This window comes from Rhizobium sp. PAMB 3182, from assembly GCF_052908355.1.
Genome location: NZ_CM128607.1, coordinates 1,999,410 through 2,025,254 on the forward strand (window position 1 = coordinate 1,999,410; position 25,845 = coordinate 2,025,254).

21 protein-coding genes are annotated in these 25,845 nt (G+C 62.7%); 3 read left to right on the forward strand and 18 right to left on the reverse strand.

Going from position 1 to position 25,845, the window contains the following annotated elements; all coding sequences use genetic code 11:
* Window positions 1–2: 2 nt before the first annotated feature.
* From ACU5AZ_RS09950 to ACU5AZ_RS10005, 12 genes are all read right to left on the reverse strand, one after another.
* Window positions 3–860, reverse strand: coding sequence for a hypothetical protein (locus tag ACU5AZ_RS09950; RefSeq protein WP_446825832.1), 858 nt, complete (start codon window positions 858–860; stop codon window positions 3–5).
* Window positions 853–1,995, reverse strand: a complete 1,143-nt coding sequence (locus ACU5AZ_RS09955; RefSeq protein ID WP_446825833.1) for an alginate O-acetyltransferase — start codon at window positions 1,993–1,995, stop codon at window positions 853–855. Before ACU5AZ_RS09955 ends, ACU5AZ_RS09950 begins: the two co-directional genes overlap by 8 nt.
* 12 nt (window positions 1,996–2,007) lie before the next feature.
* Complete coding sequence (locus tag ACU5AZ_RS09960) at window positions 2,008–3,435, reverse strand: MBOAT family O-acyltransferase (protein ID WP_446825834.1); 1,428 nt, start codon at window positions 3,433–3,435, stop codon at window positions 2,008–2,010.
* The gene (locus ACU5AZ_RS09965; protein WP_446825835.1) at window positions 3,435–4,994 is read right to left on the reverse strand and encodes a right-handed parallel beta-helix repeat-containing protein; all 1,560 of its coding nucleotides are present in this window, start codon (window positions 4,992–4,994) and stop codon (window positions 3,435–3,437) included. The genes ACU5AZ_RS09960 and ACU5AZ_RS09965 overlap by 1 nt, the downstream gene beginning before the upstream one ends.
* 11 nt (window positions 4,995–5,005) lie before the next feature.
* The gene (locus ACU5AZ_RS09970; protein WP_446825836.1) at window positions 5,006–6,421 is read right to left on the reverse strand and encodes a mannose-1-phosphate guanylyltransferase/mannose-6-phosphate isomerase; all 1,416 of its coding nucleotides are present in this window, start codon (window positions 6,419–6,421) and stop codon (window positions 5,006–5,008) included.
* 63 nt (window positions 6,422–6,484) lie between these two features.
* Window positions 6,485–7,606, reverse strand: coding sequence for a pilus assembly protein PilZ (locus ACU5AZ_RS09975; protein WP_446825837.1), 1,122 nt, complete (start codon window positions 7,604–7,606; stop codon window positions 6,485–6,487).
* Between the two features lie 19 nt (window positions 7,607–7,625).
* Window positions 7,626–9,107 carry a glycosyltransferase gene (locus ACU5AZ_RS09980; protein ID WP_446825838.1) on the reverse strand — a complete coding sequence of 494 codons (1,482 nt, stop codon included), beginning with the start codon at window positions 9,105–9,107 and terminating at the stop codon, window positions 7,626–7,628.
* A gap of 11 nt (window positions 9,108–9,118) precedes the next feature.
* Entirely contained in the window at window positions 9,119–10,438 is a 1,320-nt protein-coding gene (locus ACU5AZ_RS09985) for a nucleotide sugar dehydrogenase (protein WP_446825839.1), read from the reverse strand.
* Between the two features lie 262 nt (window positions 10,439–10,700).
* Window positions 10,701–11,369: a response regulator transcription factor gene (locus ACU5AZ_RS09990; RefSeq protein ID WP_446825840.1), complete on the reverse strand. Its 669-nt coding sequence runs from the start codon at window positions 11,367–11,369 to the stop codon at window positions 10,701–10,703.
* A gap of 523 nt (window positions 11,370–11,892) precedes the next feature.
* Window positions 11,893–12,921: an agmatinase gene (speB, locus tag ACU5AZ_RS09995; RefSeq protein ID WP_446825841.1), complete on the reverse strand. Its 1,029-nt coding sequence runs from the start codon at window positions 12,919–12,921 to the stop codon at window positions 11,893–11,895.
* Between the two features lie 92 nt (window positions 12,922–13,013).
* A complete protein-coding gene (locus ACU5AZ_RS10000) occupies window positions 13,014–14,495 on the reverse strand; it encodes a protein adenylyltransferase SelO (protein ID WP_446825842.1) in 1,482 nt (493 codons plus the stop codon).
* A gap of 92 nt (window positions 14,496–14,587) precedes the next feature.
* Entirely contained in the window at window positions 14,588–15,643 is a 1,056-nt protein-coding gene (locus ACU5AZ_RS10005) for a LacI family DNA-binding transcriptional regulator (protein ID WP_446825843.1), read from the reverse strand.
* 165 nt (window positions 15,644–15,808) lie between these two features.
* Between ACU5AZ_RS10005 and ACU5AZ_RS10010 the strand changes: the two genes are divergently transcribed.
* The 3 genes from ACU5AZ_RS10010 (at window position 15,809) to ACU5AZ_RS10020 (ending at window position 19,426) form a co-directional block, all read left to right on the forward strand.
* Window positions 15,809–17,332: a sugar ABC transporter ATP-binding protein gene (locus tag ACU5AZ_RS10010; protein ID WP_446825844.1), complete on the forward strand. Its 1,524-nt coding sequence runs from the start codon at window positions 15,809–15,811 to the stop codon at window positions 17,330–17,332.
* A 67-nt stretch (window positions 17,333–17,399) separates the two neighbouring features.
* On the forward strand, window positions 17,400–18,410 hold the full coding sequence (locus ACU5AZ_RS10015; RefSeq protein WP_446825973.1) for an ABC transporter permease: 1,011 nt from the start codon (window positions 17,400–17,402) through the stop codon (window positions 18,408–18,410).
* Between the two features lie 71 nt (window positions 18,411–18,481).
* Window positions 18,482–19,426: a substrate-binding domain-containing protein gene (locus tag ACU5AZ_RS10020; RefSeq protein ID WP_446825845.1), complete on the forward strand. Its 945-nt coding sequence runs from the start codon at window positions 18,482–18,484 to the stop codon at window positions 19,424–19,426.
* Window positions 19,427–19,511: 85 nt separating this feature from the next.
* Here the strand turns inward: ACU5AZ_RS10020 and ACU5AZ_RS10025 are convergent, their stop codons facing one another.
* The 6 genes from ACU5AZ_RS10025 to ACU5AZ_RS10050 form a co-directional block, all read right to left on the reverse strand.
* Window positions 19,512–20,654 carry a Gfo/Idh/MocA family protein gene (locus ACU5AZ_RS10025; RefSeq protein ID WP_446825846.1) on the reverse strand — a complete coding sequence of 381 codons (1,143 nt, stop codon included), beginning with the start codon at window positions 20,652–20,654 and terminating at the stop codon, window positions 19,512–19,514.
* Between the two features lie 42 nt (window positions 20,655–20,696).
* Window positions 20,697–21,482 carry a ThuA domain-containing protein gene (locus tag ACU5AZ_RS10030; RefSeq protein WP_446825847.1) on the reverse strand — a complete coding sequence of 262 codons (786 nt, stop codon included), beginning with the start codon at window positions 21,480–21,482 and terminating at the stop codon, window positions 20,697–20,699.
* Window positions 21,483–21,564: 82 nt separating this feature from the next.
* Window positions 21,565–22,569 carry an ABC transporter ATP-binding protein gene (locus tag ACU5AZ_RS10035; protein WP_446825848.1) on the reverse strand — a complete coding sequence of 335 codons (1,005 nt, stop codon included), beginning with the start codon at window positions 22,567–22,569 and terminating at the stop codon, window positions 21,565–21,567.
* An 18-nt stretch (window positions 22,570–22,587) separates the two neighbouring features.
* A complete protein-coding gene (locus ACU5AZ_RS10040; protein ID WP_446825849.1) occupies window positions 22,588–23,418 on the reverse strand; it encodes a carbohydrate ABC transporter permease in 831 nt (276 codons plus the stop codon).
* Window positions 23,415–24,395, reverse strand: coding sequence for a carbohydrate ABC transporter permease (locus tag ACU5AZ_RS10045; protein ID WP_446825850.1), 981 nt, complete (start codon window positions 24,393–24,395; stop codon window positions 23,415–23,417). Before ACU5AZ_RS10045 ends, ACU5AZ_RS10040 begins: the two co-directional genes overlap by 4 nt.
* Window positions 24,396–24,515: 120 nt before the next feature.
* Window positions 24,516–25,790 carry an ABC transporter substrate-binding protein gene (locus tag ACU5AZ_RS10050; RefSeq protein WP_446825974.1) on the reverse strand — a complete coding sequence of 425 codons (1,275 nt, stop codon included), beginning with the start codon at window positions 25,788–25,790 and terminating at the stop codon, window positions 24,516–24,518.
* Window positions 25,791–25,845: the final 55 nt, after the last annotated feature.

Below are 25,845 nucleotides of genomic sequence, written 5' to 3' on the forward strand. Positions count from 1 at the left end.
GGCTACACCTTGTTGTCTTGATCGTCGTTGGGCTTTTCGTCGGACAAGGTCTGGATCAGATTGAAGGCCGCAGCGCGGATGCCGATATTGCCACCCTCCTGCGCAATCGTCAGATATCTGATCGCCTCCTGCCGGGCCTCCGCATCATGGCTGCCGTCGCCCGACAGCAGTAGAACAGCGAGCTGGTAGGCAGCAGCGGCATCGGACTTGCCAGCCCGAGCCTCGAGAAGCTCGGTCGCTTCTTTCGGCTTCGATCCGAAGGGCTGACCCAGTCGGTAGAAGCGAACGAGCGATTCCAGCGCCTTGTCGTTGCCATCAGTCGCCTGGCGCAGCAGCGCCTTTTCGGCCTGACGGAGATGCGCGGGGTCCATGGCTGCATCCTTCTGGGCCAGGATCTGGACCATTGGGGAAACCGCATAGTCACGGTCGTACATCGCGGCGAAGGCGAAGTAGTGCAGCGCATGGCTGAGGAGTTCCGGCTTTCCCCTCGCCATGATCACCTTGCCGAGGCTGTAGGCGCCGAGGCTGTCGCCGGCATCGGCCAGGGCCTGCAGGTCGGAATAGGGAACTTTTTTGCGGGCGATGACCTTCTTGCGCACCGCTTCGAGGCGCGGAGAAAGAGCCGGCCTGCCGGGGGCTGTCTTTACCGTGTGGGTCTTCTGACGGGCTTTGGCCTTCGGCTTGTTGACGCTGTCCTTGTCGAAGTTCGGATCCATCATGTCCTGCAGCGTATACTTCGCCCACGGTCTTTTCGGGCCGCCGGAAGAGCGTGCAAGGGCCGAGCCATCCATCAGCATCGTCGTGCCGAACAGCGCGGTCAGCACGAGAGTTGCGCGGCGCATCATCTTGCGGTCAGGCATTCTTGCCTCCCTTGGTGGGGTCGGGGGCACTTGCGGACTTCTGTTCGTCGGTACGCTTCCAGAGAATGTCCTGGCTGAGATAGCGGACGGGGAACTCCCAGATGACCAGCTGCGGCGGCGTCGACTTGAACGTGTCGCTCTTCAGGAAATCGAGCATCGGCACGCCCGGCCCCATGCCTTCCTTCGCCAGGTTGAGGACGTCGGTCGACATCGACAGTTCGAGGAAATCCTGGAAGCTCCAGTTTTCGTTGGCGCTGTAGCTGGTGCCGACCAGAACGACCGGCACGCCTTCATCGTCGCTGCCGAAAATATCTGTCGCAGCGTCTTCCTTCTGCAGCTCGGCGCGGAAGAGCGGCACCTTTTCCTGCTTCAGGCCGGCCGTCGCGGCATAGTCCGGCGAGGTGATGAACTTGGTGAGATCGCCCCAGAACTCGACCGGTTTCTCGCTCTTGCCCTTGACCTCTTCCTTCACGAAGTCGAGGCCGGCGCCATTGACGGCCTGACCGATCGCGCCCGCCACGACCTGCGCGCCCTCGGGCGTCCAGTGGGTGTCGCTCTGCAGGAAGACGCCGCCTCTTTCCTTGTCCGCGATCAGCGCCTCGCGGCTGTCGACGGTTGTCATGCCGGCGGTCTTCAGGGATGTACTGAAATCAGCGTAGGCCTGGCGAATGGCATCGCCGGACATGATCGAGCCGAGATGTTCGGCATAGACGTCGGCCTTGGCTGGGATCGGCACAACGACCAGCTGGCTTCCCGCGGCGCGAAGCTCGTCACGCACCTCGGCGATACGGGCGACCGCATCCTTTATGTCGGCGTCGGAGATCGGCCGGAACTCCTCCTCGGTGAAGAGCCAGCCGTCCTTGCCGACGACGACACCGTCGCGACCGGCACCGAGAAGTGCGTAGCGCGCTGCGCCGACGACGCCGATCGCCACCTCGCGATGCGGAAGCGAGGTCTTGTAGAGATGGTCCATGTCCTTGGTGGCATCGCCGTCGACGAAGTAGGAAACCGACAGCGGCTTGGAGTTTTCCTCCTTCGGCGGCGTCATCAGGAGATCGGCGTTGGCATAGATCGCGTAGCCGAAGAAGACTGCCGGAAGCAGGGCGTTCACATAGGTTTTGGAAATCTTGACCATGGTCGCCTCGCGTCAGAACTGGAAGTAAAGGAAGGGGGAGAAGCTCTGCTCGGAGAGCTTGGCGATCGACAGCACCATCAGCGCCGTCATCGTCAGCGAATAGGCGAGCGAGGTGTCGAGCACGGCGGTTCCGTCACCGCTGACGGTGAGCTTCTCGAAGGCCGGTTCCTTGAAGTGGCGCTCAGTCGCCGCCACCATGAAGGCCAGCCCCAGGAACACGATGTGCTCGGCACTGATGTTGGCAAGGAAGTCGAGCCGCGGCATGAAGCCGTTGAGGCCGAGCATGCCCTGATACATGGTGATCGCGTCACCGACGCCGGTCGCCCGGAACATCACCCATCCGATCATCACGATCAGCAGGGTCAGCGGCAGGGCGAAGGCGTAGTTGCGGGCAACCTTGCTCCAGCCGGTGGCGCGCTCGGCCGCGAGCCATGACCCGTGCCATCCGCCCCAGAGCACGAAGGTCCAGTTGGCGCCGTGCCAGAGGCCGCCGAGCAGCATGACCACGATCAGGTTGACATAGGTGCGCAGCTTGCCTTTGCGGTTGCCGCCGAGCGGGATGTAGAGGTAGTCGCGCAGCCAGGTGGAGAGGCTGATGTGCCAGCGCTGCCAGAACTCGGTGATCGAGGTGCTGACATAGGGCGTGTCGAAGTTCTTCATGAACTTGAAGCCCATCATCAGGCCAAGGCCGATCGCCATGTCCGAATAGCCGGAGAAGTCGAAATAGAGCTGCAGCGTGTAGGCGGCTGCACCCAGCCAGGCTTCGGTCATGGTGACGCCGGGCACGCCGAAGGCATGATCGGCGATCGGCGCGATCGCATCGGCGAGAAGCACCTTCTTCGACAGGCCGATCGTGAAGATGTACATGCCGGAGCAGAACATCGCCAGGCTGTGCGTGCGGGACTCGAACTGGTCGGCAAGGTCGCGGAAGCGCAGGATGGGGCCGGCGATCAATTGCGGGAACAGCGCGATGAAGGCCGCGAAGTCGACGAAATTGCGGGTCGCGGGCGTGTCCTTGCGGTAGACGTCGATAACATAGCCGACGGCCTGGAAGATGTAGAAGGAGATGCCGATCGGCAGGATCAGCCGCCAGTGAACGCCAAGGCCGTCCGGGGTGGTGCCGAGCAGTTCGGCAAAGCTGTCGATGAAGAAGTTCAGGTACTTGAAGATGCCGAGAACCGACAGGCAGCCGACCACGCCGAGGATCAGCGGGATCTTCTGGCGCGCCTGCCCTTCCCATTTCTCGATCATCAAGCCGCAAGCATAGGCCCATGCCGTGACGGCGACGAACAGGACGAGAAAGTCCGCCCGCCACCAGGCGTAGAAGGCATAGGAGCCGATGAGGATCGTCCAGGACTTGAAGCGGTCCGGCGTCAGGTAATAGACGACCAGGAACAGCGGCAGGAACAGGAACAGGAATGTTTCGGAGGAAAAGACCATTAGCTTCTGTCTCCCAGATCGCAGGTTTCCAGGCCGTAGGGTGAAATGCCCGACACATCCATCTGGCTCGGTAGCGGGTTGCCGGTCAGCGTCATGTCCGCGCCTTGCAGGCCGGTGTCAGCCTTCAGGAGGGCAGGAACGAAGCGTGCCAGTTCGCCATCGAACAGAATCGGCATCTGGGCGCTGAAGTCGTTGCCGGTGAGCGCGACGGAGCGCACGGCGGCGCCGAACAGGCCGGACTTGTTGCCGTCGAAGACGTTGTCGCTGATCGACAGGTCGCCGGACATCGGTTGCTGGACGACCGAGACCGCCATGCCGTCGTTGCCGACGAGATCGTTGCCGGAGATGGTCACGGAGGAGGTCTGCCTCAGCTTGATGCCGGACTGGCCGTTGCGGAACACGGTGTTGCCCGCAAGATCTGCGCAGACGGACCGAACGAGGCCCACGCCGCCCTGGCGGTTTCCGGCCAGCAGATTGTCCGAAATAGTAAGCTTTCGCGTACCATTGGCTGCGAATACGCCGCTGCCACCGTTGTCGATCACGACATTGCTGGTGATCACGGCATCCGACGTGCCGCCCTTGAGGCTGATGCCATGCGACTTGAGGGTTCCGGAAATCAGATTGTCCGCGATGCGGGCGTGGTCGACGCGGTTGAGTTCGATCGCCGGTCCGCTCATTGCCCGGAAGGTGTTGCCGCGCAGAACGAGGTTCTTGGCGTTGCGGAACGTCAGCGTGCCGGCATTGTCGAAGACGCTTCCGACCACATAGGAGCGAATCTTCGACGGAAAGATCGCCCCGCCGATCAGCGATACGCCCTCCATGGCCGAATAGCCGTCAAAGCCGAGGTTCGAGAAATGCGTGCCGCTGACCTGCATGCCGCCGGTAAGCGCCGTGGTGATGAAGGGGCGGTACTTTTCCTGCCGCGCATTGCCATTGCCGAGACCGGTCACGGTCGCGCCGTCGGCGCGCAGCAGGCCGGCATTGAACAGGAAGACGCCATTGGCATCGTCCAGCCGCAGATCGTCGCCGGGTTCGAGGACGAGTTCCGCGTCGGACCAGACGATGATCGGCCAGTGAGCGACGAAACCTCCATCTTCGGCCACGATGGCTTGCGGATCGACCTTTGCCGCCGCCGCCGTGAGTTCCTTCAAGGTCATGCGGCCGCCACGGACGAAAAGTGTCGGCGCTTCGCGGGAGGGGAGCGCCTGGCGCAGCTGCAGGTGATAGTTCGCACCCATCTGCATGCGAAGCTGGGCGAGAACAAAATCGACCTTCACGCTGTCGACCTCTCCGGCGCCCGTGGCTGCGCCGAGCTTGAGGATCGGCGCCGTCTTCTTGCCCTGCAGGACGCCGAGCATGGCCGGCGTCATGGCGTAGGGTCCCTTAGCCATGTTGCCCACCTCGGCCGCCGGCAGCTCACCGAGCTGCGCGACCGCCGCGATGTTGGCGACCTGCCGCGACAGATCCTCCGTGTGACGGCGGTCGTTGGGACCGGCGGCATGGGAGGCCGTGGCGAGCAGGGCGCCGATCAGCGCGAGAACCGTGGGGCGGGCGATCATACCAGTTCCCCCTACTCGCCGGCCATCTGCAGCGAAGCCGCTTGCGCCGCGACCGTTTCGACGACGACGCTGCAGCAGACTTCGACAATCTGCATCGGCTCTTCCGGGCTGCAATAGATGACGCCGCTGGCGCCCATCGGAATTTCCAGCGTCTCGCCGGTCGAAAGCGGCTTGGTGCCGGCATCGCCCTTGAAGACGCCGCGGCCTTCGGCGATCGTCAGCATGCGGTGGGATTGCGGATCTTCCGAGAAGGTGATGGCGGTGCCGGGACGCAGCGTCATCACACGCAATTCGTAGCCGGGGCCTTCCTGGATGCGGCGCACCTCGCCCCAGGTCATCTGGTTGCGGGCATGCTGCATGAGCTCGCGCCGCTTGATCGACTCCAGCTGCTTGACGACCTGTTTGACCTGCTGGGCCTTGTCATGGGACGTGACCAGCAGCGCGTCGTCCGTATCGACGACGACCACATTGTCCATGCCGACGACGGCGATCAGCTTGCCGGAGGCGCGGATATAGGAATTGCGGGAGTCGATGCAGACCACATCGCCGCTGATGACATTGCCGTCCTCGTTCTTGTCGGCGATCTGGTGGAGAGCGCTCCAGGCACCGACATCGTTCCAGCGGACGGCAAGCGGCGCGACCACGGTCAGCGGCGACTGTTCGAAGATGATCGACTCCGTCGGCTGGTTGGAAGCCGCGGAGAAGGATTCAGCGTCGAGGAAGATGGCGTGATCCGTCTCTTCGGCCAGCGCCAGGGAGGCGCGGACGGCGGCGAGCGTCGCGGGATCGAGGCGCTGGAACTCGGAAATCAGCACATCGGCACGGAACAGGCTGATGCCCGAAGACCAGTAGGCGTTTCCGGACGCAATCAGGCGGCTCGCCACTTCGAATGGCGGCTTCTCGACGAAGCTTGCCACGCTGCGGGCGCCCGGCACGTCATCGAGCAGGCCGCCGTCGACGATGTAGCCGTATCCGGTTTCGGGATATTCCGGCTGCACGCCGAAGAGAACGATGCGACCGCTCTGGGCCGCGGGGCGCATGGCCAGCACGCAGGCGGCGAGGTCGCCGCGGACGATATGGTCGGACGGCAGGACGCAGATCAGCGCGTCGGGCTGGGTTTCGGCCAATGTCAGGGCCGTGGCGAGAACCGCCGGGCCGGTGTTGCGGGACAGAGGCTCGGCAATGATCCGGGCCGGGCAATTCAGCTCATGCAGCTGCTGAAGCACGGTTCCGACATGCGCACTGCTGACGGCGACGATCGGATCGCTGAAGCCGTCCTGCCGCTGGCGCTCGATCGTGGCATGGAAAAAGGTGCGGCCGGTGGTGCCTTCGATCCGCTGGAACTGCTTGGGATGCTCTGTCCGAGACAAGGGCCATAGTCGCGTGCCTACACCGCCGCAAAGGATCAGTGGGTGAATGGTCTGCATCGTCTTCTCCTGTTCATTTGGCTTCGGCTCCGATCCGGCGATGGAGATCCACCGCCCGGGAAATCAGACCTGGCCGGGGATCTGGTTGATGAGCCGGGTGACCCTGTCCTTCAGTTTCATGGCTGTGGCATTGACGACACGGATCGAAACCGGCGTGCCGACCGCTTCGCCGGCAATCGGACCATCCGGCACGAGGCGAACGTCGACTTCATGCTCGCGGCCCGTGGGGCGGAAGGCGTCCGGGGCGTCGGCCGGCTTGGCGTAGACGACACGGCCGTCCGAAAAGTGCAGTTCGGCCAGCGAACCGTTGAGCAGCATCTTGGCGAGATCGGGTGACATAGTGGCCTCGACCACCGGTTCGACATTGCCGCTGACCGCTTCGACCACCGGATCGCCGGCGAGGACGGTCGCGCCCTCGGCGATCTTGCCGGGCAGGACCTTGCAGTCGCAGGGCATGGTGACATTCAGCGTGTCGCCGGAATTGGACCGCAGCGAATAGACGACATCGCCCTTGGCGGCCGCCGTGTTGAGGTAGGAGATCTGGCCGCTTGCCACGGCGCGCAGCACTTCGCCATTGCCCGTGACCATTCCGAGCTGCGGCACTTCGTGCGAGAAGATGCGGCTGTAGGCGAGATTGGCGACAATCCCGGCCAGCGCCAGGGTCAGCACGGATGTGGCGAGGAAGCGGGCGAACCGGCGCGCGCCGCCACCAATGCCCGAGGCCGCCGCCCCCTTTTTGGCTTCCGGACCGGATGCCTTGTCGCGCAGGCCGATGATCCGGTCGACCGACATGATGTCGCCGGCGATGTAGGAGTTCAGCAGGTAACGCAGGGCTGGAAGATGATCGCCCGTCGGCTGGGTGAAATCGAGACGCATTTCGCCGGTTTCGCTCTGGGCCCTGGCGATGCGGGCCTCGACCGGCAATGTGATGGCGTAACCGCTGAAATCGAAACGCAGGACTGCGAGGCGTTTCTGGCCATCCAGCTCAGGTCCGGACAGGCCGGCGACATGCGCGTTCACCAGCGAAATGCTGGAGCCGGTATATTGCCGCCCGTCGATGATGGCGCGGAAGGGAATGCGCACGGACGGGTGTTCGCTGCCATTGTCGAGCGGCATCGGGCCCAGGCCCGGTTCTACGTCGGACTGCACGGACATACTCTTGGGAGCAGTATTTTCAATATCCATTGTCGACTATCCTTTCGTATCAGATGAGGCCGCCGATATAGGCGATGCCGAGGACCAGCCAGCCAACGGCCAGCGCATGCATGTGAGTGGAACCCGCTGCCCGCCAGCGCTGTGCGATGCCCTTCGTGGTGGCGCGTCCCTCGGTCGTCTGGCGGGTCCACTTCTGCCGGTCGAGGCGGAAGAGAACGAAGCTCTTGATGAGGGCGCCACCGATCTGGCTGAAGTAGAGAAGGAACGGGTAGCTGATGGGAAAGCTGCGGCCCCGCGCGCCGAGGATGATCGTGCAGGCAACGTATCGCGTCAGCATCACCCAGGAGAGGTAGACCGGCAGGATCCAGGCGCTGACGAAAACGGCGGCGAGCAGGACGCTGGCGGGACCGGCAAGCGTCGTCCAGATCGACACCGCCTGGTCGAGGATCGACCACCATGTGAAGTAGCCGATGCGTGACGGGCCCAGGCTCAGCGCCCGCCCGTTGGTGCGCAGCATGTTGCCGAACCAGCGGATCATCAGCACGCCGGCGGATTCGAAGAAGCCGGGCTTCGGCTGGGTTTCGATCGCCGTCGTCAGCAGGTCCGGCAGGTACAGCATCTTGTAGCCGCGCTTGAGGAGCCAGAACCATGTCGACTTGTCGTCGCCGGTCAGGAACTGCACGCGGCCGAGGCGCCAGTGATCGATGTGATCGTTGCGGACCATCTCGATGAAGCCGGTCTCGGTGGCGAGGCTGGCACGGAAGACGGACATGCGGCCGGTCAGCGTCAGCACGCGTTCGCTGAGCGCCATCGACGACATCATCACGTGACGCTGGGCGAAGCGGAGCTCGAACCAGTCGCGGAAGAACCTGCTGCCCTGGGTTTCGCTTCTTTCGTCCGTTGTGACGGCACCGACGGCCGGGTCGGCGAAGAACGGGATGGACCGGTCGACGACATCGAGGGGAACGCAACTGTCGCCGTCAACGAGAAGGATCACGTCGTCGCGGCCGGGATTGAGGGCGGCAATGGAGCGCAACGACGTGGCGAGCGCATCCCGCTTGCCGGTGCCGGGGATCTTGTCGATCTGCAGGTGGATTGCCGGCTTGCCGACGCCCTGTTCTTCCATCACCGAGGCCATCACCTGGCGGATCAGTCGGCGGTCGGATTCATCGACGATGGAAGCGATCACCGAGGCTCCGCCCTTTGCGTGGCACGCGGCTTCGAAGACGCTGCGGTACACGCGGGCCGAGATCTCGGAGGGGATCTTGTAGGTGGTCACCAGGAAGAAGGCGTGATTGCGCTTGCCGCGCCGCTGATATTCGGCCTCGGCAGCCGCCCGGCGACGGGGATAGGCCACCTTCTGATAGTACATCGCGCGCACGATGTTCGTCGCTGCCCAGCCATATCGCCAGAGGCCGATCGTGCCGACCGTGATCAGCGCACCCGTGTAGTTGTCGAACGGTGAGTTCGGCACGCAAAGCGCAAGCGCGGTGATCGCCAGAAGATAGAGGATGTGGCCGGGCAGTGTCATTGTCGCGCCCCTTACCAGCAGATGCCCTGATAGGTGCCGTGCGAGCGCATCTCCGGACGAATGCGCAGAAGGTCCACCATCGGAACGTTCAGCGAGTGCTCCATCAGGAGCGGCATCGCCTCATCGTAATGATTGCCGACGAGGATGATGTCGGCGCCCTTGATGAGATCGCTGACATCGGCGACCAGGCGGCTCGAGAGATCGTTGACCGCGTCGTTGCCACGACCGGCGCCGCTCATGCCCTCGCTGAAGGCCGTCTGCACGAAGGGATCATAGATCTTCAGGTCGTAACCCTTGTCGATCAGCCGTCCGGCGAGCTTGGCGAGCGGGCTTTCGCGCAGATCGTCCGTGCCGGTCTTGAAGCTGATGCCGACCATGCCGATCGACTGGCCGCCAAGTTCTGAGACCATGGTTTCGGCGCGCGCGATCTGCGCCTGGTTGGCCTCCAGCACGGCATCGAGGAGATGCGAGCTGACATGCTTTTCCGAGGCGAGATGGCGAAGGGCGCGGACGTCCTTCGGCAGGCAGGAGCCGCCGAAGGCGAAGCCGGGACGCATGAAGTAAGGCGAAATGTTCACCTTCAGGTCCGAGCAGAGGATCTTCATGACCAGCTGGCCATCGACGCCGGATGCCTTGGCGATATTGCCGATCTCGTTGGCAAAGGTGACCTTGACCGCGCGCCAGGAATTGCTTGTGTACTTGATCATTTCCGCCGTCGCGAGACTGACGGAATGGCACTCGCAGGGCAGCTTGGCGTTGATCTCGTGAAGGATTTCATCAGTCGGCTTGTCGAGTGTGCCGAAAACGATCAGGCCGGGGTCATAGTTGTCGGCAATCGCCGTGCTTTCCCGCAGGAACTCCGGATAGTAGCCGACACCGAAGTCGCTTCCGGCCTTAAGGCCCGAGGCCGCTTCGAGAGCGGGAACGCAGACGTTGTCCATCGTGCCGGGAACGATGGTCGAACGGATGACGACCGAATGGAACGCTCCCTTTGCAGCGATGGCCGCGCCGATCATCTCGCAGGCCGACACCACATAGGTCAAACCGACAGATCCGTCCGCAGCGCTCGGCGTTCCAACGCATACGAAGGAAATGTCGGTGTCCGCCACCGCTTCGGCCGTGTCGGTGGTTGCCGTCAGCCGGCCTTCTGCGACAGCCTTCTCGATCATTTCGCCAAGCCCGCGCTCAACGATGGGAGTCCTGCCGGAATTGATGGCCTTGACCTTCTCGGGATCCACATCGCAGGCCACGACCTGATGGCCGTCATTGGCCAGGCATGCCGCCGACACCGCACCAACATAACCGATTCCGAACACGCTAATTCTGGCCATCGCCTTCACCTCTCAGCTGCTGCGGACGCTATCGAGGCACCGCGCATCTTGGTTAACAGAACTTTAGTCTGCCCTTAGATAAGCGCTTCAAATCCAATCGATGGAAGTCAGGAATAGCTTGACAGCTGTAAGGAAAACCCGAAATTTTTTGACGAAAATTAGGCATAAAAATCAATCATTTAGCCTAATTATTGTGCAACGCAAAAAGCCGCTGGCGGTCAATGACCGGCAGCGGTGTCACTATGTACTGGAATGCTCTTGATTAACTCAGCCAGCCGTTCCTGATGGCGTATTGCACAATTTCGGAGCGGCTCGACAACGAGAGCTTCTTGACCGCCCTCGACTTGTAGGTTTCGACCGTCTTCTGGCTGAGGCTGATGTCGGCGGCGATTTCCTTGGTGGCGAGGCCCATGGCCACGTAACGCAGGACCGCTTCTTCCCGGTCGGTCAGCGGGCCGCGTGGCGCACTCGCCGACACAGCCCCTGTCAGGCCGGTGCTTTCGGCACGATAGGTGATCGGCTCCACCATTTCTTCGGGCGGCTCGAGAAGTCCGCCATGGCCGAGAACATTTATGGCCTTGAGGATTTTCTGGACCGATGCTGTCTTGGGGACGACCCCCGCATAGCCGAGGTTCATATAGTGACGCGATGAATGCGGGTCCGTCACCGCGCAATAGGCAAGCGCCCGTGTCTGCCTGCTGGCTTCACTGACGGCGACAAGCCCGGCCGGAACAGACCTTTCGAGAAACTCAGGGTCTGTCACAAGCACGTCGGGACGCAACCTGCTCACCTGAATCGACACGTCGTCGATAGCGTCAAATGGCCTTACGGCCCTTAAATTCTTGGTTGAATTGAGGAGTGCGGCCAACCCGTCCGCCAAGACCGGGTTTTCGTCCAAAATCAACACGCGAATGAATTCGGAATTATCCATATCTTTCCCTCTCACGCAGGTAATTCGGGGTTTGGCGCGTTAGGCGCGCGCTTCAACCACAAGAGACCTTCCCCAAAGGGTTCAATGCTCAGTTCAAAATGTCTGTTGGTATGCCTTTCCAAGTATGCTTGATTATACAGACCAGGTCGCCTAGACCCGGCGCCATGAAACTGGCTCGCAGAATATTGCGGTGCAATATGTCAAGTGTAAGGCAGTTTGAACTGCCGCCCGGGCGGAGCGAGGACTTGGCATACCTCACACCCATCAGGCCGCGCATAAGAACGATGCTGCAACCGGACACGAATTCGGCATTATACAAATGAATGAATGTGCTTAGTGCAATTGCAGGCGTGCACGACTCGCGGGCCAAAAATTTGTCGTACGAGTCAGCTTTAGACCGCCAGAATGCGACGCATGCGCGAATTTTCGTGCCGGCGAGCACGAATAGGTTAGGCAGACCGGCAAATTTGGCGCGCCGATCACAATTCGGATGTGTCGGTTTCCTTCCGCGTCGTGCCGCCGATCAGCACATCAGCGACAGAATCTCGAACAGCATCTGCGCGCCGGCATGGGCGGTGTTGGTGGTGGCGTCATATTGCGGCGCGACCTCGACGACGTCACCGCCGACAATGTTCAGCCCCGCCAACCCCCGCAGCAGCGCCTGTGCTTCGCGCGTCGAGAGGCCGCCGATTTCCGGCGTTCCGGTGCCGGGTGCGAAGGCCGGATCGAGGCTGTCGACGTCGAAGGACACGTAGACCGGCCTGTCGCCGACCAGATCCCGCGCCCGGACGATAACCGAATCGAGACCGATCGTGTTCAACTCTTCCGCGTGGATGACGGTCATGCCGGAATCGTAGGAGAACTCCCACAGCATCTCGGAAGAGCCGCGAATGCCGATCTGGATCGTATGGCGCGGATCGAGCGCGCCTTCGAGCACCGCATGGCGGAAGGGGCCACCATGGTGGAAGCGGCACTCTTCGTAGGGTCCGCCGGTATCGCAATGGGCGTCGATATGGATCATGGCGACCGGCCCATGCTTCTTGGCAACCGCACGCAGGATCGGCAGCGAGATCGAATGATCACCACCGACCGAAAGCGGCCTTGCACCCCCGGCAATGATCGCGTCGATCGCCTTTTCGATATCTTCGTGGCAACCAACCAGATCGTAGCGGCTGCGGAAACTGACGTCGCCGACGTCGGCGACCTTGAGTTCGAAGGTCGGAGCAACCTTCAGGACATGATTGTAGGGTCCGATGCGCTCGATCGCGCGCAGCGCCCGCGGCCCGAAGCGGCAGCCGTTACGGTTGGAAATCGCCAGATCCATCGGCATGCCGATGATCGCCACATCGAGACCGGAGAAATCCGGATTGGCCCAGTCGATCGGCCGATAGGGCGCATCGAGGAAGGTGGGCAGGCCGGTATAGGGAGCGGCGCGCTTTCCGGTCTTGTCGATCACCTTGCCGACGATCTTGCTGAAATGCTCGTCGTGGACGGCCTTCTCGTTGTCGCCGGTATAGCGGGCTTTCAGGTATTCGAGATGATCGTCGGACATGGTCTTCCCCTTTGCGGCACAGTCGACGAATTTATCGCGAGCGGCGGGGGAAAAGGCAACCGGTTTGCCGGAGGATCATGCCCGTTTGCGGCTCAGGTGCCGCAGAACGTGCGCGCGACCTCTTCGTCCGGCATCGGCGGTTCGGCGTAGCGGGCAAACGCCGGCTGATCCTCGTAGGGATTGGCAAGCACGCGCATCAGGGCCTCGAACAAGGAGAAATCCCCCTCCTCCCGTGCCGCGACAATCGCCTGCTCAATGCGGTGATTGCGGGGAATAAAGGCGGGATTGACCCGTCGCATCGCTGCGGCGCGGTCTTCCGGTGCAATCCCGTCGCCATCGACATGGGCCCGCCACTCGGCAAGCCATGCCAGCGCAGCCTCGGGATCGATGAACTCGGCAGCAAAGTCGGCATCCGCGGTTGAAGACAGGGCGCTGGCGGCGAGCGCCCGGAATGTGCGGGTGAAGTCGGCGCGGCTATCTTCCATCAGCTTCAGGAGCTTCTGCGCCAGGTCGAAATCGCCTTCGCCCGGCGTCGCAATGCCGATCTTGGCGCGCAACACCTCCAGCCAGCGGTCGTTGAAGCTCTCGCCGAAGACCTTGATCGCCGTATTGGCGCGCTCGACGGCCTTGTCCATGTCCGTGTCGAGTAGCGGCAGGACGGCTTCGGCAAAGCGTACGAGGTTCCATTGGCCGATGGTTGGCTGGTTGGCATAGGCGTAGCGGCCATGGGCGTCGATCGACGAGAACACCTTGTTGAAGCTGAAGGCGTCCAGGAAGGCGCAGGGACCGAAATCGATGGTCTCGCCGGAGACCGCCATGTTGTCGGTGTTCATGACGCCGTGAATGAAGCCGACGCGCATCCATTCGGCGATCAGCGACGCCTGGCGTCGGCAGACTGCTTCGATCAGCAGAGCGTAGCGGTCTTCCTCACCCTCCAGCTCCGGATAGTGGCGGGCGATCACATGGTCCGCCAGCAGGCGCAGGGCCTCTTCGTCCTGGCGGGCGGCGAAATACTGGAAGGTGCCGACGCGGATATGGCTGGCGGCGACGCGGGTGAAGACGGCGCCGGGAAGCTTTGTCTCGCGGTAAACTGTATCGCCGGTGGTGACAGCGGCCAGCGCCCGGGTCGTCGGAATGCCGAGCGCGTGCATGGCCTCCGATACGATATATTCTCGCATCACCGGACCAAGCGCGGCGCGGCCGTCACCATTGCGTGACCAGGCCGTCGGGCCGGCACCCTTCAACTGGATATCACGGCGATGGCCTTCACGATCGACGACCTCGCCCAGAAGCAGCGCGCGTCCGTCGCCAAGCCGGGGCACGAAGTGGCCGAACTGGTGGCCGGCATAGACCTGCGCCACCATCGCGGCACCGGGCAGCGGTTCGTTGCCGGAGAAGATCTCCGCGCCGTCCCGTTCCAGAAGGGCGACATCGAGACCCAATTCGCCGGCAAGCGCATGGTTGAAGGCAAACAGCCGCGGCTCGCTGGCATGAGCCGGACGGGCGTCGGCATAAAAGCGCGCCGGCAGCAGCGTATAGGAATTGTCAAATCGGATCGGCGGGGACGCGTCCATTGGTCTTGCCCTTCTCTTCAAGCCCCAAAGATGGGGCAGGAAAGGCTCAATTCCAAGCCTGTCTTTCCGGATTGAGCCGGCATAAAGCAGGGTCAGTCGCCGCCGGCCGGTACCCGCGTCGGCAATGGCTGGGTCTTGCGCGGCGGCGCCACCGAATTGCGGATCACCAGATCCGGCATCAGCAGGATTTCCTCTTCCGGCGGCTTGGCGCCCGACAGCATGTTCAGGAGCAGCGCCATCGCCTGTTTGCCGATCGCAGTGCGCGGCTGGCGGATGGTGGTGAGCGGCGGCGACATGAAGCCGGCCTGCGGCACGTCGTCAAAGCCCGTGACGGAGAAGTCCCGCGGCATGTCGTAGCCGCGGGCGGTGAGGCCGAGCATGACGCCGACCGCCGTCTGGTCGTTGACGCACATGAAGGCGGTCGGCAGCGTGTTGCGCATGAACAGCTGCTCGAGCGCGAGCCGGCCACTCTCGATCGTGCCGTCGCCCTCGATCACCATGCGCTGATCGACCGGAATGCCGGCGGCCTCCATGCCTTCGTCATAACCCTGCCGGCGCCGGCTGTAGGAGAGCCGCGTGCGGGAATCACCGATGAAGGCGATCCTGCGATGTCCTTCGGCAAGCAGCAGGTCGGCTACCTTGCGGGCGCCGACGACGTCGTCGACGCCGACATAGGGAATGCCGCCATTATAGACCGGCTCGAACACGCCGACCGTTGGCGGCAGCCGTGCCGTCATCGCCTGATGGCCAAACGGAAGGACACCGGTAAACAGGATGAGGCCGGTCGCCTGGTTCGAGTTGAGGAATTTCAGATATTCGACGCCGCGCTGCGGATCGTTCTGCGTATGGCCGATCAGGATGCCGTAGCCATGCGACCGCGCCTCGTTTTCGAGACCGACGAGAATGTTGGAAAAGTTCGGGTCGCCGATATCCGGCGCGACGACGAGAATGATGTTGGAGCGTCCGAGCCGCAGGCTGCGGGCCATGGCGTTGGCCGTGTAGCCGGTGACGGCAATCGCGTGGTTGACCTTGTGCAGCGTCGAATTGGCAACCTTCTCGGGCGTGTGGATCGCGCGCGACACCGTGGCGATGGAAACCTCCGCGATTCGGGCGACGTCTTCGATGGTTGCGGAGGGGGAATTCGACACGCCGGCCTGCCTCGGGTCTGATTTTCGACGCGACACTACATCGGGCGGCGCAAAGGTCAAATCCCGCGCCTCACATTTTCGACATTTGACCTCAATGTAAACCTTTACACGACCTATGTAAAGGTTTACATATGCCATTGCGGATGGGAGCCGCGGGAGGAATCAATGCGTTTCGAGACTGCCGAGGCGGGCGAGATCGTTCTCGCCGCGCGACGAATCTCCAAATCATTCAGTGGCGTACAGGTGCTTTTCAGCGTCAATTTCGAGCTGAAGGCAGGCGAGATCCATGCGCTGGTCGGGGAAAACGGCGCCGGCAAGTCGACCTTCGTGAAGATCATGTCCGGCTTCGAACAGCCGACGGCGGGAGAGATCCTGCTCGACGGAAAGCCTGTGACCTTGCCCGCGAACGGCGCCGCCGAAGCGCTCGGCATCGTCATCATTCACCAGGAATTCAATCTCGCCGAACATCTGACGGTCACCGAAAGCCTGTTTCTCGGCCGCGAACTGATACGCTTCGGCGTCCTCGACCGCAAGCGCATGCGGGCGGAAGCCCGGCGCGTGCTGGACATGCTCGGCTCGCATGTCGACGAGAACGCGTTGATCAGTTCGCTGCCGGTCGCCGACAAGCAGATGGTGGAAATCGCCAAGGCGATCAGCAAGGACGCCCGCGTCGTGTTCATGGACGAGCCGACGGCGGTGCTTTCCCAGGAAGAGACCAAGGTTCTCTTCGAACAGGTGCGCAAGCTGCGGGCAAAGGGCACCAGCTTCGTCTTCGTGTCGCACAAGCTGGACGAGGTACTGGAGCTGACGGACCGGGTCACGGTCCTGCGTGACGGCCAATGGGTGAAGACGGCGCCGACCGAACTTCTCGACGGTGAATCCATCGCCCAGCTGATGGTCGGCCGCGAGCTGTCCAGCCTTTACCCGACGAAGCGCGAACCGGATGTCGACGAGACGATGGCGGTGAGCGTGAAGAACCTGACGACCGGCTTCGTGCGCGATGCGAGCTTCGAGGTGCGCAAGGGCGAGATCATCGGCTTTTCGGGACTGATCGGCTCCGGCCGCACGGAACTGATGGAGGCCGTGGCCGGCCTGCGCCCACGGCTCGAGGGCGAAGTCGTCATCCAGGGCGAAACCATCGCTTCCGGCGATTCGCGCGGTGCGATCCGCGCCGGCCTCGCCTACATGACCAAGGATAGGAAGTCGAAAGGCCTGCTGCTCGGCTCCGGCATGGGGGTCAACCTGACCCTGCAATCGCTCGAACAGCACAGCCGCTACGGCTACCTGCGTCCGAAAAGCGAAGCCGAGGCCCTGGCTAGGGCACGGCGCCGGTTCGACATCCGCGTGCGCGACAGCAATGTCGTCGCCGGACGCATGTCGGGCGGCAACCAGCAGAAGCTGCTGCTCGCAAAGGTGATGGAAACCGAGCCGGACATCATCATCATCGACGAGCCGACCCGCGGTATCGACGTCGGCACGAAGCAGCAGATCTACCACTTCATCTCGGCACTGGCGCGCGACGGCAAGTCGATCATCGTCGTGTCTTCCGAGATGCAGGAGATCATCGGCCTGTGCAGCCGCGTCGCGGTCATGCGCGAGGGCCGGATCGTCGGCTGGCTGGAAGGCGGCGGGATCAACGAGCAGGAAATCATGCGCTACTCCGCCGGCCTGAAGAAAATGGCCGGCTGAAGCAAGCAGGACAAAGACAAACGGCCGGGGACAACAGGGCCGAAACAGTGGGAGGCTGAACTTGGACATGAGTGCTGAAGGCAACGAACCGGAAAAGGATCGCAAGGCGCCGTTCTGGTCGGATATAGACCTGAGGGCGGTCGCACCTTTCGTGGCTCTCATACTGCTGCTCATTCTCGGCGCGCTCGCCAATCCGAACTTCATCGGGCTCAACAATCTCGCCAATGTCGCGACGCGCAGCGCCTTCATCGCCATCATCGCCGTCGGCGCGACCTTCGTCATCTCGGCGGGCGACCTCGACCTTTCCGTCGGCTCGATGCTGGCCTTTGTCGCCAGCCTGATGATCCTGTTCATGAATTCCGGCGCAATCGCCGATCCGGCGCTGATGCTGACGGCGGCCGTGGTGATGGCAATGGTCGTCGGTGCGCTCTGCGGGCTGGCGAACGGACTGATCACCACGGTCGGGAGGATCGAACCGTTCATCGCCACCCTCGGCACCATGGGCATCTATCGCGGCCTGACGATCTGGCTGTCGCAGGGCGGTGCCATCACGCTCAAGTCGCCGGAAATCCAGCAGATCTACGGGCCAGCCTATTTCGGCTCGATCCTCGGCATTCCGGTGCCGATCGTCGTCATCCTCGCCGTCACGCTGGTTGCCGCATTCGTGCTCTACCGCACGCGCTATGGCCGCCATGTCGTCGCCGTCGGCTCGAACAGCGACGTGGCGCGCTATTCCGGCATCGCCGTCAACCGCGTGCGCACCATCGCCTTCATGATCCAGGGGCTCTGCGTCGCCGTCGCGGTGCTGCTCTACGTGCCCCGCCTCGGTTCGACATCGGCAACCACCGGCATTCTCTGGGAACTCCAGGCAATCACCGCCGTGGTGGTCGGCGGAACGGCACTGAAGGGTGGCGCGGGCCGCGTCTGGGGCACGATCTGCGGCGCCTTCATTCTGGAGCTCGTCGGCAACATCATGCTGCTGTCGAACTTCATCAGCGAATATCTGATCGCCACCATCCAGGGGTCGATCATCATCATCGCCATGCTCGTGCAGCGCTCGCTGACGCGCAAGGTATGACCGAAATGACCGGGCTCGGGGCACCCGGTCTTGAGGAGGAGAAGACCCCGATACGCATTAGGGAGTGAGACATGTTGAAGAAGCTTATGGGCGTCGCATTTGTCGCCGCCGCATTGACGGGCACCGCCTATGCCCAGGAAGCGAAGACGATCGGGGTATCGATCCCCGCCGCCGACCACGGCTGGACCGCCGGCGTCGTCTATCATGCCGAGCGCGTGGCCGCACTCGTGCAGAAGGAATATCCGGACGCCAAGGTGATCGTGAAGACCTCACCGGATCCGGCAAGCCAGGCAAACGCCATCCAGGACCTCGCCGTGCAGGGCCTCGACGCGCTGGTGATCCTGCCGACCGATCCGGACCCGCTGGTCAACGCCATCAAGCAGGTGAAGGAAAAGGGCACGTTCGTCACCATCGTCGACCGCGCGCCGAGCGTGAACGATAGTACGGTTCGCGACCTTTATGTCGCCGGCAACAACCCGGCGCTCGGCCGTGTGGCTGGTGAATACATCAAGGAAAACACGCCCGACGCCAAGGTCGTAGTGATCCGCGGCCTCCCGATCCCGATCGACCAGCAGCGCCAGGACGGCTTCGATGAAGGCATCAAGGGCTCCAACGTCGAGGTTCTCGATCGCCAGTTCGGCAACTGGAACCGCGACGACGCCTTCAAGGTTATGCAGGACTACCTGACCAAGTACCCGCAGATCGACGTGGTCTGGTGCCAGGACGACGACATGGCCGTCGGCGTGCTGCAGGCCATCGAGCAGGCCAAGCGGACGGACATCAAGTATGTCGTCGCCGGGGCCGGCTCGAAGGACATGATCAAGAGGGTCATGGACGGCGACAAGATGATCCCGGTCGATATCCTGTACCCGCCGGCAATGGTCGGCACGGCGATCGAACTGACCGTCGCCGCGCTCTATGACAAGATCCCGGTCCACGGCACCTACACGCTCGATGCGACGCTGGTGACCAAGGACAATGCCGCGAACTACTACTTCCCGGATTCGCCCTTCTGACAGCGCCTCCGCTCTCAGTGAAGACGCCCGCCCGGATGCCTCAGAAACATCCGGGCGGGCGTTGCCATTTAAAGCGTCAGGGCGTTCAGCCGGTCTGCGCCCTGGACGGCTCGGCGGCGGGCTCTACCGATGCGTCGCCGTCCAGTGCAAGTGCCTGTTCGCCGACCTTCATAGACAGACCGCCGGCAACACTGGAATCCTCGGCAAGATCGAGGATGCGCTGCAGTGCGGCACCGCGGCCGAAGTCCGGTTCCATCGGCCCCTTGCCCATGCAGGCGGCAGCAAAGCGCTCGTACATGTCCGGCACGGTATCGAGCGGCACGTCGCGCCATTCTTCCGTCAGCATATCCTCACCAAGGCAAACTCGCAGATAGCCCTTGTTCTTGATGAGCGAGACTTCCATGCCGCCGAGGTCACCATGGATGCGCAACGTCAGGTCATTGTGGTGACCGGATGCGAAACGCGTGGCCGTGATGGTGCCGATGGCGCCGTCGGCAAGCTCGGCATGCATGACGAAGCTGTCATTGGCGTCGAGATCATATTCGCCGATCTTGTCGCCCGGCGCCTTGCTGAAGGTCTTCAGGCGGCTGGACACCTCGACCGGCAGGCTGTCGGCGATATAGGTCGCGAAGTCGATGATGTGGATACCGACGTCGCCGAGCACGCCCTTCGAGCCATGGCGCTTCGACAGGCGCCACAGCCATTTCGATTCCGTGCGCCAGTCACCCCATTTGGACTGGGTCAGCCAGCTCTGCAGGTAGTTGGCCTCGAAATGGCGGATCGTGCCGAGCGTGCCGGCCTTGATCATTTCCGCGGCCTTCTGCGTTGCCGCGAAGTTGCGATAGCTGAGGTTGACCATGTTGACCACACCGGCGGCCCTGGCCGTTTCCGCCATTTCGCTGGCGCGGCCGAAATCGGTCGACAGCGGCTTCTCGCACAGCACGTGCTTGCCGGCAGCAAGCAGCGTCAGTGTCGTGGCGTAGTGGACGGAGTCCGGCGTTACGTTGGAGGCGGCGTCAAAGCCGCCCCATTCGATCGCCGCTTCGAGCGAGTTGAAGCGATGCTCGATGCCGTGGGTATCGCAGAAGACGTCCAGCGCATCGGCGCGCATGTCGACCCCGGCGACGACCTCGACGCCGGGGATCTTCTTGAAGGATTCGGCGTGGACGCGTGCCATGCCGCCGGTGCCGAGGATCAGCACCCGAAGGGATGTGTTGGCCTGTTTCATTGTCCTGTTCCTGATCTTTGACTGCGCTTGAGCGGCATGCGCTCAGCGGTAGCCTTCCTCGCCGGCCTGGTGCAGTTTCGGGCCGCGTTCCTCGATCTTCTCGGGTGCGGTCTCGACCGGCACATTCGGAGCAGCGGTGACGTTCTCAACGCGCGCCATCGGGTTGTAGGCCCAGCGAACGGCATTTCGGATTACGGTCTGCACGTTTCCGTCGTGATATGTCGGGTAGGTCTCGTGGCCGGGGCGGAAATAGAAGACGTTGCCGGCACCGCGCTTGTAGGTGAGACCCGAGCGGAAGACCTCGCCGCCCTGGAACCAGCTGACGAAGACCGTTTCCAGCGGTTCCGGCACGCCGAAGGGCTCGCCGTACATTTCCTCGTTCTCGAGCTCGAAATGGTCGGGCAGATCTTTCGTGATCGGATGGTTGCGGCTGGTCACCCACAGGCGCTCGCGCTCGCCGGCCTCGCGCCAGGTCAGGTTGCACGGCGTGCCCATCAGCCGCTTGAACGGCTTGGAGAAATGGGCCGAGTGCAGCAGGATCAGGCCCATGCCGGACCAGACCGCTTCGCAGACGCGCTCGACGACCGCATCGGAGACGTCGCCATGGGCGGCGTGTCCCCACCAGATCAGCACGTCGGTCTTGGCGAGGCGTTCCTGCGTCAGCCCGTGCTCCGGCTGCTGCAGGGTCGCCGTCGTCGCCTCGATGTCGCCGTTCGTGTTCAGCGCGTCGGCGATGCAGGCATGCATGCCCTTGGGATAGAGATCCGAGACAATCTTGTTCTTCTGTTCGTGGACGTTTTCGCCCCACACAACGGTTCTGATCTTCATGAATAACTCCAGCATCCGGCGCCAGGCGTTGCCGGATTGAAAATGGACTTGGGGTCCGCCGTGCCTGACGGCGGGGGCTCAATCAGCTGATGGGCTTCCCGTTCGCATCGAAGCGATGGAAGTGCTGTTCCTGCGGTCTAAGGTTGATCCTCGATCCGTATGTTATCTTCAGTTTTCCGGGCTGGCGGACCAGCACGGGTTCGCCGACGCCGATGTCGACAAAAAGGTAGTTGTCCGAGCCGAGGTCTTCGGCATGGACGACCTCGCCGGACCAAAGCCCCTCGCCTTCGACGATATCGATATGCTCGGAGCGGATGCCCAGCGTTTCGCATCCGAAGGACTTGGCGATGTCTCCGGTCAGGAAGTTCATCTTCGGCGAGCCGATGAAACCGGCAACGAAGATGGAAGCCGGGCGCTCATAGAGTTCGGCGGGCGTGCCGACCTGCTCCACCCGGCCGTCGCGCAGCACGCAGATGCGGTCGGCGAGCGTCATCGCCTCCACCTGATCGTGCGTGACATAGATCATCGTGGCGTTTTCCATGCCATGATGCAGCTTGGCGATCTCGAGGCGTGTTGCCACACGCAGGGCCGCGTCGAGGTTGGACAGCGGTTCATCGAAGAGGAAGACGCGCGGATCGCGCACGATCGCCCGGCCGATGGCGACGCGCTGGCGCTGGCCGCCGGAAAGCTGCTTGGGCAGGCGGTCGAGCAGATGGCCAATCTGCAGCATGTCGGCAGCTTTCCGCACCCGCTCGTCCATTTCCGCCTTGGTGGCGTTGGCGAGCTTCATGCCGAAGGCCATGTTGTCGTAGACCTTCATGTGCGGGTAGAGCGCATAGGACTGGAAGACCATGGCAATGCCGCGCTTGGACGGGATGACATTGTTCACCCGCTCGCCGTCGAACAGGAGGTCGCCGGAGGTGATGTCCTCCAGTCCGGAAATCATCCGCAGCAGGGTCGACTTGCCGCAGCCGGACGGTCCGACGAACACCATGAACTCGCCGCTCTTGATATCAAGGTCGATACCCTTGATGACCTCCAGCGCGCCGAAGCTCTTGCGGACATTCTTGAGATTGATCTGGGCCATATGTGTGAGCCTCCAAACCTAGCCTTTGACGCCACCGGCGGTGAGGCCGGCCACGATCTTGCGCTGGAAGATGAGAACGAGAATGATCAGCGGTACGGTGACGATGACCGACGCCGCCATGATGTTGCCCCAGGGCGTTTCGAATTCCGAAGCGCCGGAAAGGAGGGCAATGGCGACAGGTACCGTACGCTGCGTTTCCGATGAGGTGAATGTGAGGGCGAACAGGAACTCGTTCCAGGCGCCGATGAAGGCGAGCAGCCCGGTGGTGACCAGCGCCGGCCACAGCAGCGGCAGGAAGACCTGGGTGATGACGACCCAGGGCGTCGCCCCGTCGACGATCGCCGCTTCCTCGATCTCGACCGGCAGGTCGCGCATGAAGGTCGTCAGCACCCACACCGTGAACGGCAGTGTGAAGATCGTGTAGCTGAGGATCATCGCCCAGGGCGTATTGTAGATGCCGATATAGCGGACCATCTCGAACAGGCCGGCCAGCACGGCGATCTGCGGAAACATGGAGACGGCGAGGATCGTCATCAGCAGGAGCGCACGACCGCGAAACCTGACGCGGGCGAGTGCGTAGGACGCCGTCACCGCGAGGAACAGCGAGAAGATGACGGTAACTCCGGCGATGAACACGGAGTTCAGGATGCTGCGGGTGAAATTGGGTGCCGACAGCACGGACCTGTAGTTGGCGAGATCGAAGCTCGTCGGGAAATAGTTGACCTCAAACAGCGCCGTCCCGGTCTTGAAGCTGGTCAGGATCGCGTAATAGAACGGGAAGACAGAGATCACGACGATCAGAACGACTACGGCGTAGAAGGCCGTCTTCTTGACGATATCCATGGTCATCGTTCGCCCTCCCCGCTCAGGTTGACCTTGCCGATCCAGATGTAGAGCGACACGAAGATCGCGATGATGGCGAAGAGCAGCGTCGACTGCGCCGAGCCGTAGGCGAACTTGTCGAAGTCGATGAGGTTTTCGCGGCTGATGATCGACATGGTCTTGGTCGCCTTCGAATTCGGCGTCAGCACGTAGACGAGGTCGAAGATGCGCAGCGCATCGAGCGCCCGGAAGATGACCGCGACCATGAGCGCCGGACGGACCAGCGGCAGCGTCACCTTGAAGAAGACCTTGACCGGGTGGACGCCATCGACCCTGGCGGCCTCGTAGATGTCACGCGGGATCATCTGCAGGCCGGCGAGGCAGAGGAGCGCCATGAAGGGCGTCGTCTTCCAGATGTCGACGATCAGGACCGCGAACATGGCGGTGTCGACATTCGCCGTCCAGGCGATCTTGTGGTCGATGATGCCGAGATTGAGCAGGATATCGTTGATGATGCCGAACTGGTCATTCAGCATCCAGCCCCACAGCCGCGCCGACACGATCGTCGGGATCGCCCAGGGGATGAGGATGGCGGCGCGCACGATGCCGCGGCCGACGAAATGGGCGTTCAGCACCAGCGCGACCATGAGGCCGAGCACGGTTTCGAACGCGACCGAGACGACCGAGAAGCGCACCGTGTTCCAGACGGCGTTCCACCAGGCCGGATCAACCAGTGTGCCGCGCCAGAGAATGCGCCCGGAGCTCAGTTGCCGGAAGGAAAGGTAGTTGTCGAAGCCGACCCATTTGCCGCCATAGAGATTGGTGAGCGAGGTGTCGGTAAACGAGAAATAGATCGTCCGGAACAGCGGCCATGCGGCAACGCAGACAAGCGCGAACAGCATGGGTGCGAGGAACCAGAAGGCGGCGCGGGCACGCTGCTGCTGCAGGCTTGGCCCTCTGTCGGCCGCCGGGTATGGATAGGTCTCGGTCTGAATGCTCGACATGACGGGCTCCCATGCCAGTGTCGCAATTCGTTGCGGCCTTCGAGAGGCGCAATCCGGGAATGCTGGTCAGCGGACGGGGCCGTCGAAGACCGCCCCGTCCTGCCTGCGGCTGGCCGGAGGCTACCAGCCGGATCCCTTGAGGTCTTCGAGATCGGCCTCAAGGATTTCGAGATTGTCCGCCGCGCTGCCGTCGCCGGAGAGCGTGTTGTGAACCGCGGACCAGAACTTCGACGACACCTCGTTGTACTTGCCCTTGGTCGGCGCGGAAGGACGCGGCACTGCATTCATGAAGACGTCCTTCCAGCGCGGGATGATCGGCTGCTTGGCCGCGATATCCGCATCGTCATAAAGACTGACGATGGTCGGCAGGTTGGAGGCGATCAGCGCGCGGGTCTTCTGCGCTTCCGGTCCGGACAGATAGAGCGCCAGCGAAATGGCCGCGTCCTTGTGCTTGGAATACTTGGACACGGCGACATTCCAGCCGCCCAGCGTTGCGGCCGACGTCTTGTTGTCGCCGCCGGTCGGCAGCGTGGTCACGTCGAACTTGCCCTTGACCGCACTGTCGTCGCCATTGCCAAGCGTGTAGGCATAGGGCCAGTTGCGCATGAAGACGGCATTGCCGGTCTGCCAGACGCCGCGGGCTTCTTCTTCCTGATAGGCCAGCACGCCTTCGGGCGAGATGTTGCCGGGCCAGGTCTTGGCCAGCTCGAGAGCGGCGACCGCCTTCGGATTGTTGATCGAGATGGTACCGTCCGGCTCGACGATCTGGCCGCCGCCGAAAGACTTCACCCATTCCAGCGCATTGCAGGTCAGGCCTTCATAGGCATTGCCCTGCCAGACATAGCCCCACATGTCCTTGCTGCCGGCGGCGCGCTCGCCGTCCTGGATCTTCTTGGCCGTCTCGGTCAGCTCTTCCCAGGTCTTCGGCACCTCCATGCCGTATTTCTCGAGCAGGTCCTTGCGGTAGAAGAGCGCCGGCGCATCGGTGAAGATCGGCAGGGCGACAAGCTTGCCGTCGACCGTCTGCGACTCGATGATCGAAGGAAAGTGCTGCGGAATGAGATCCTTGGCCAAGTCCGTCAGGTCGACGAACTGATCGGCCAGCTGCGGCGCCCAGATGACATCCGTCTGGTAAAGGTCGATATCGGCATTGCCGGCGGCAAGCCAAAGGCGATACTGGCCGAACTGGTCGCTCGTCGAAGCCGGCATCGGGACAAGGGTCACCTTGTTGCCGGTTTCCTTCTCCCACGGCGCGACGATCGTCTTGAAATCCCGAACCGCATTGCCGACGGCGCCGGAGACGTAGGTGATCTCCTCCGCCTGCGCCAGGCCGGCCACCGAAACAAAGGCGAGCGTTGCCGCCGTGCCGCGCAGCGCACGGCAAATTCCCTGCATATCCATGCCAATTTCCTCCCGTTGAATTGCGGAACGGGCACTCCCACGCCCGTTG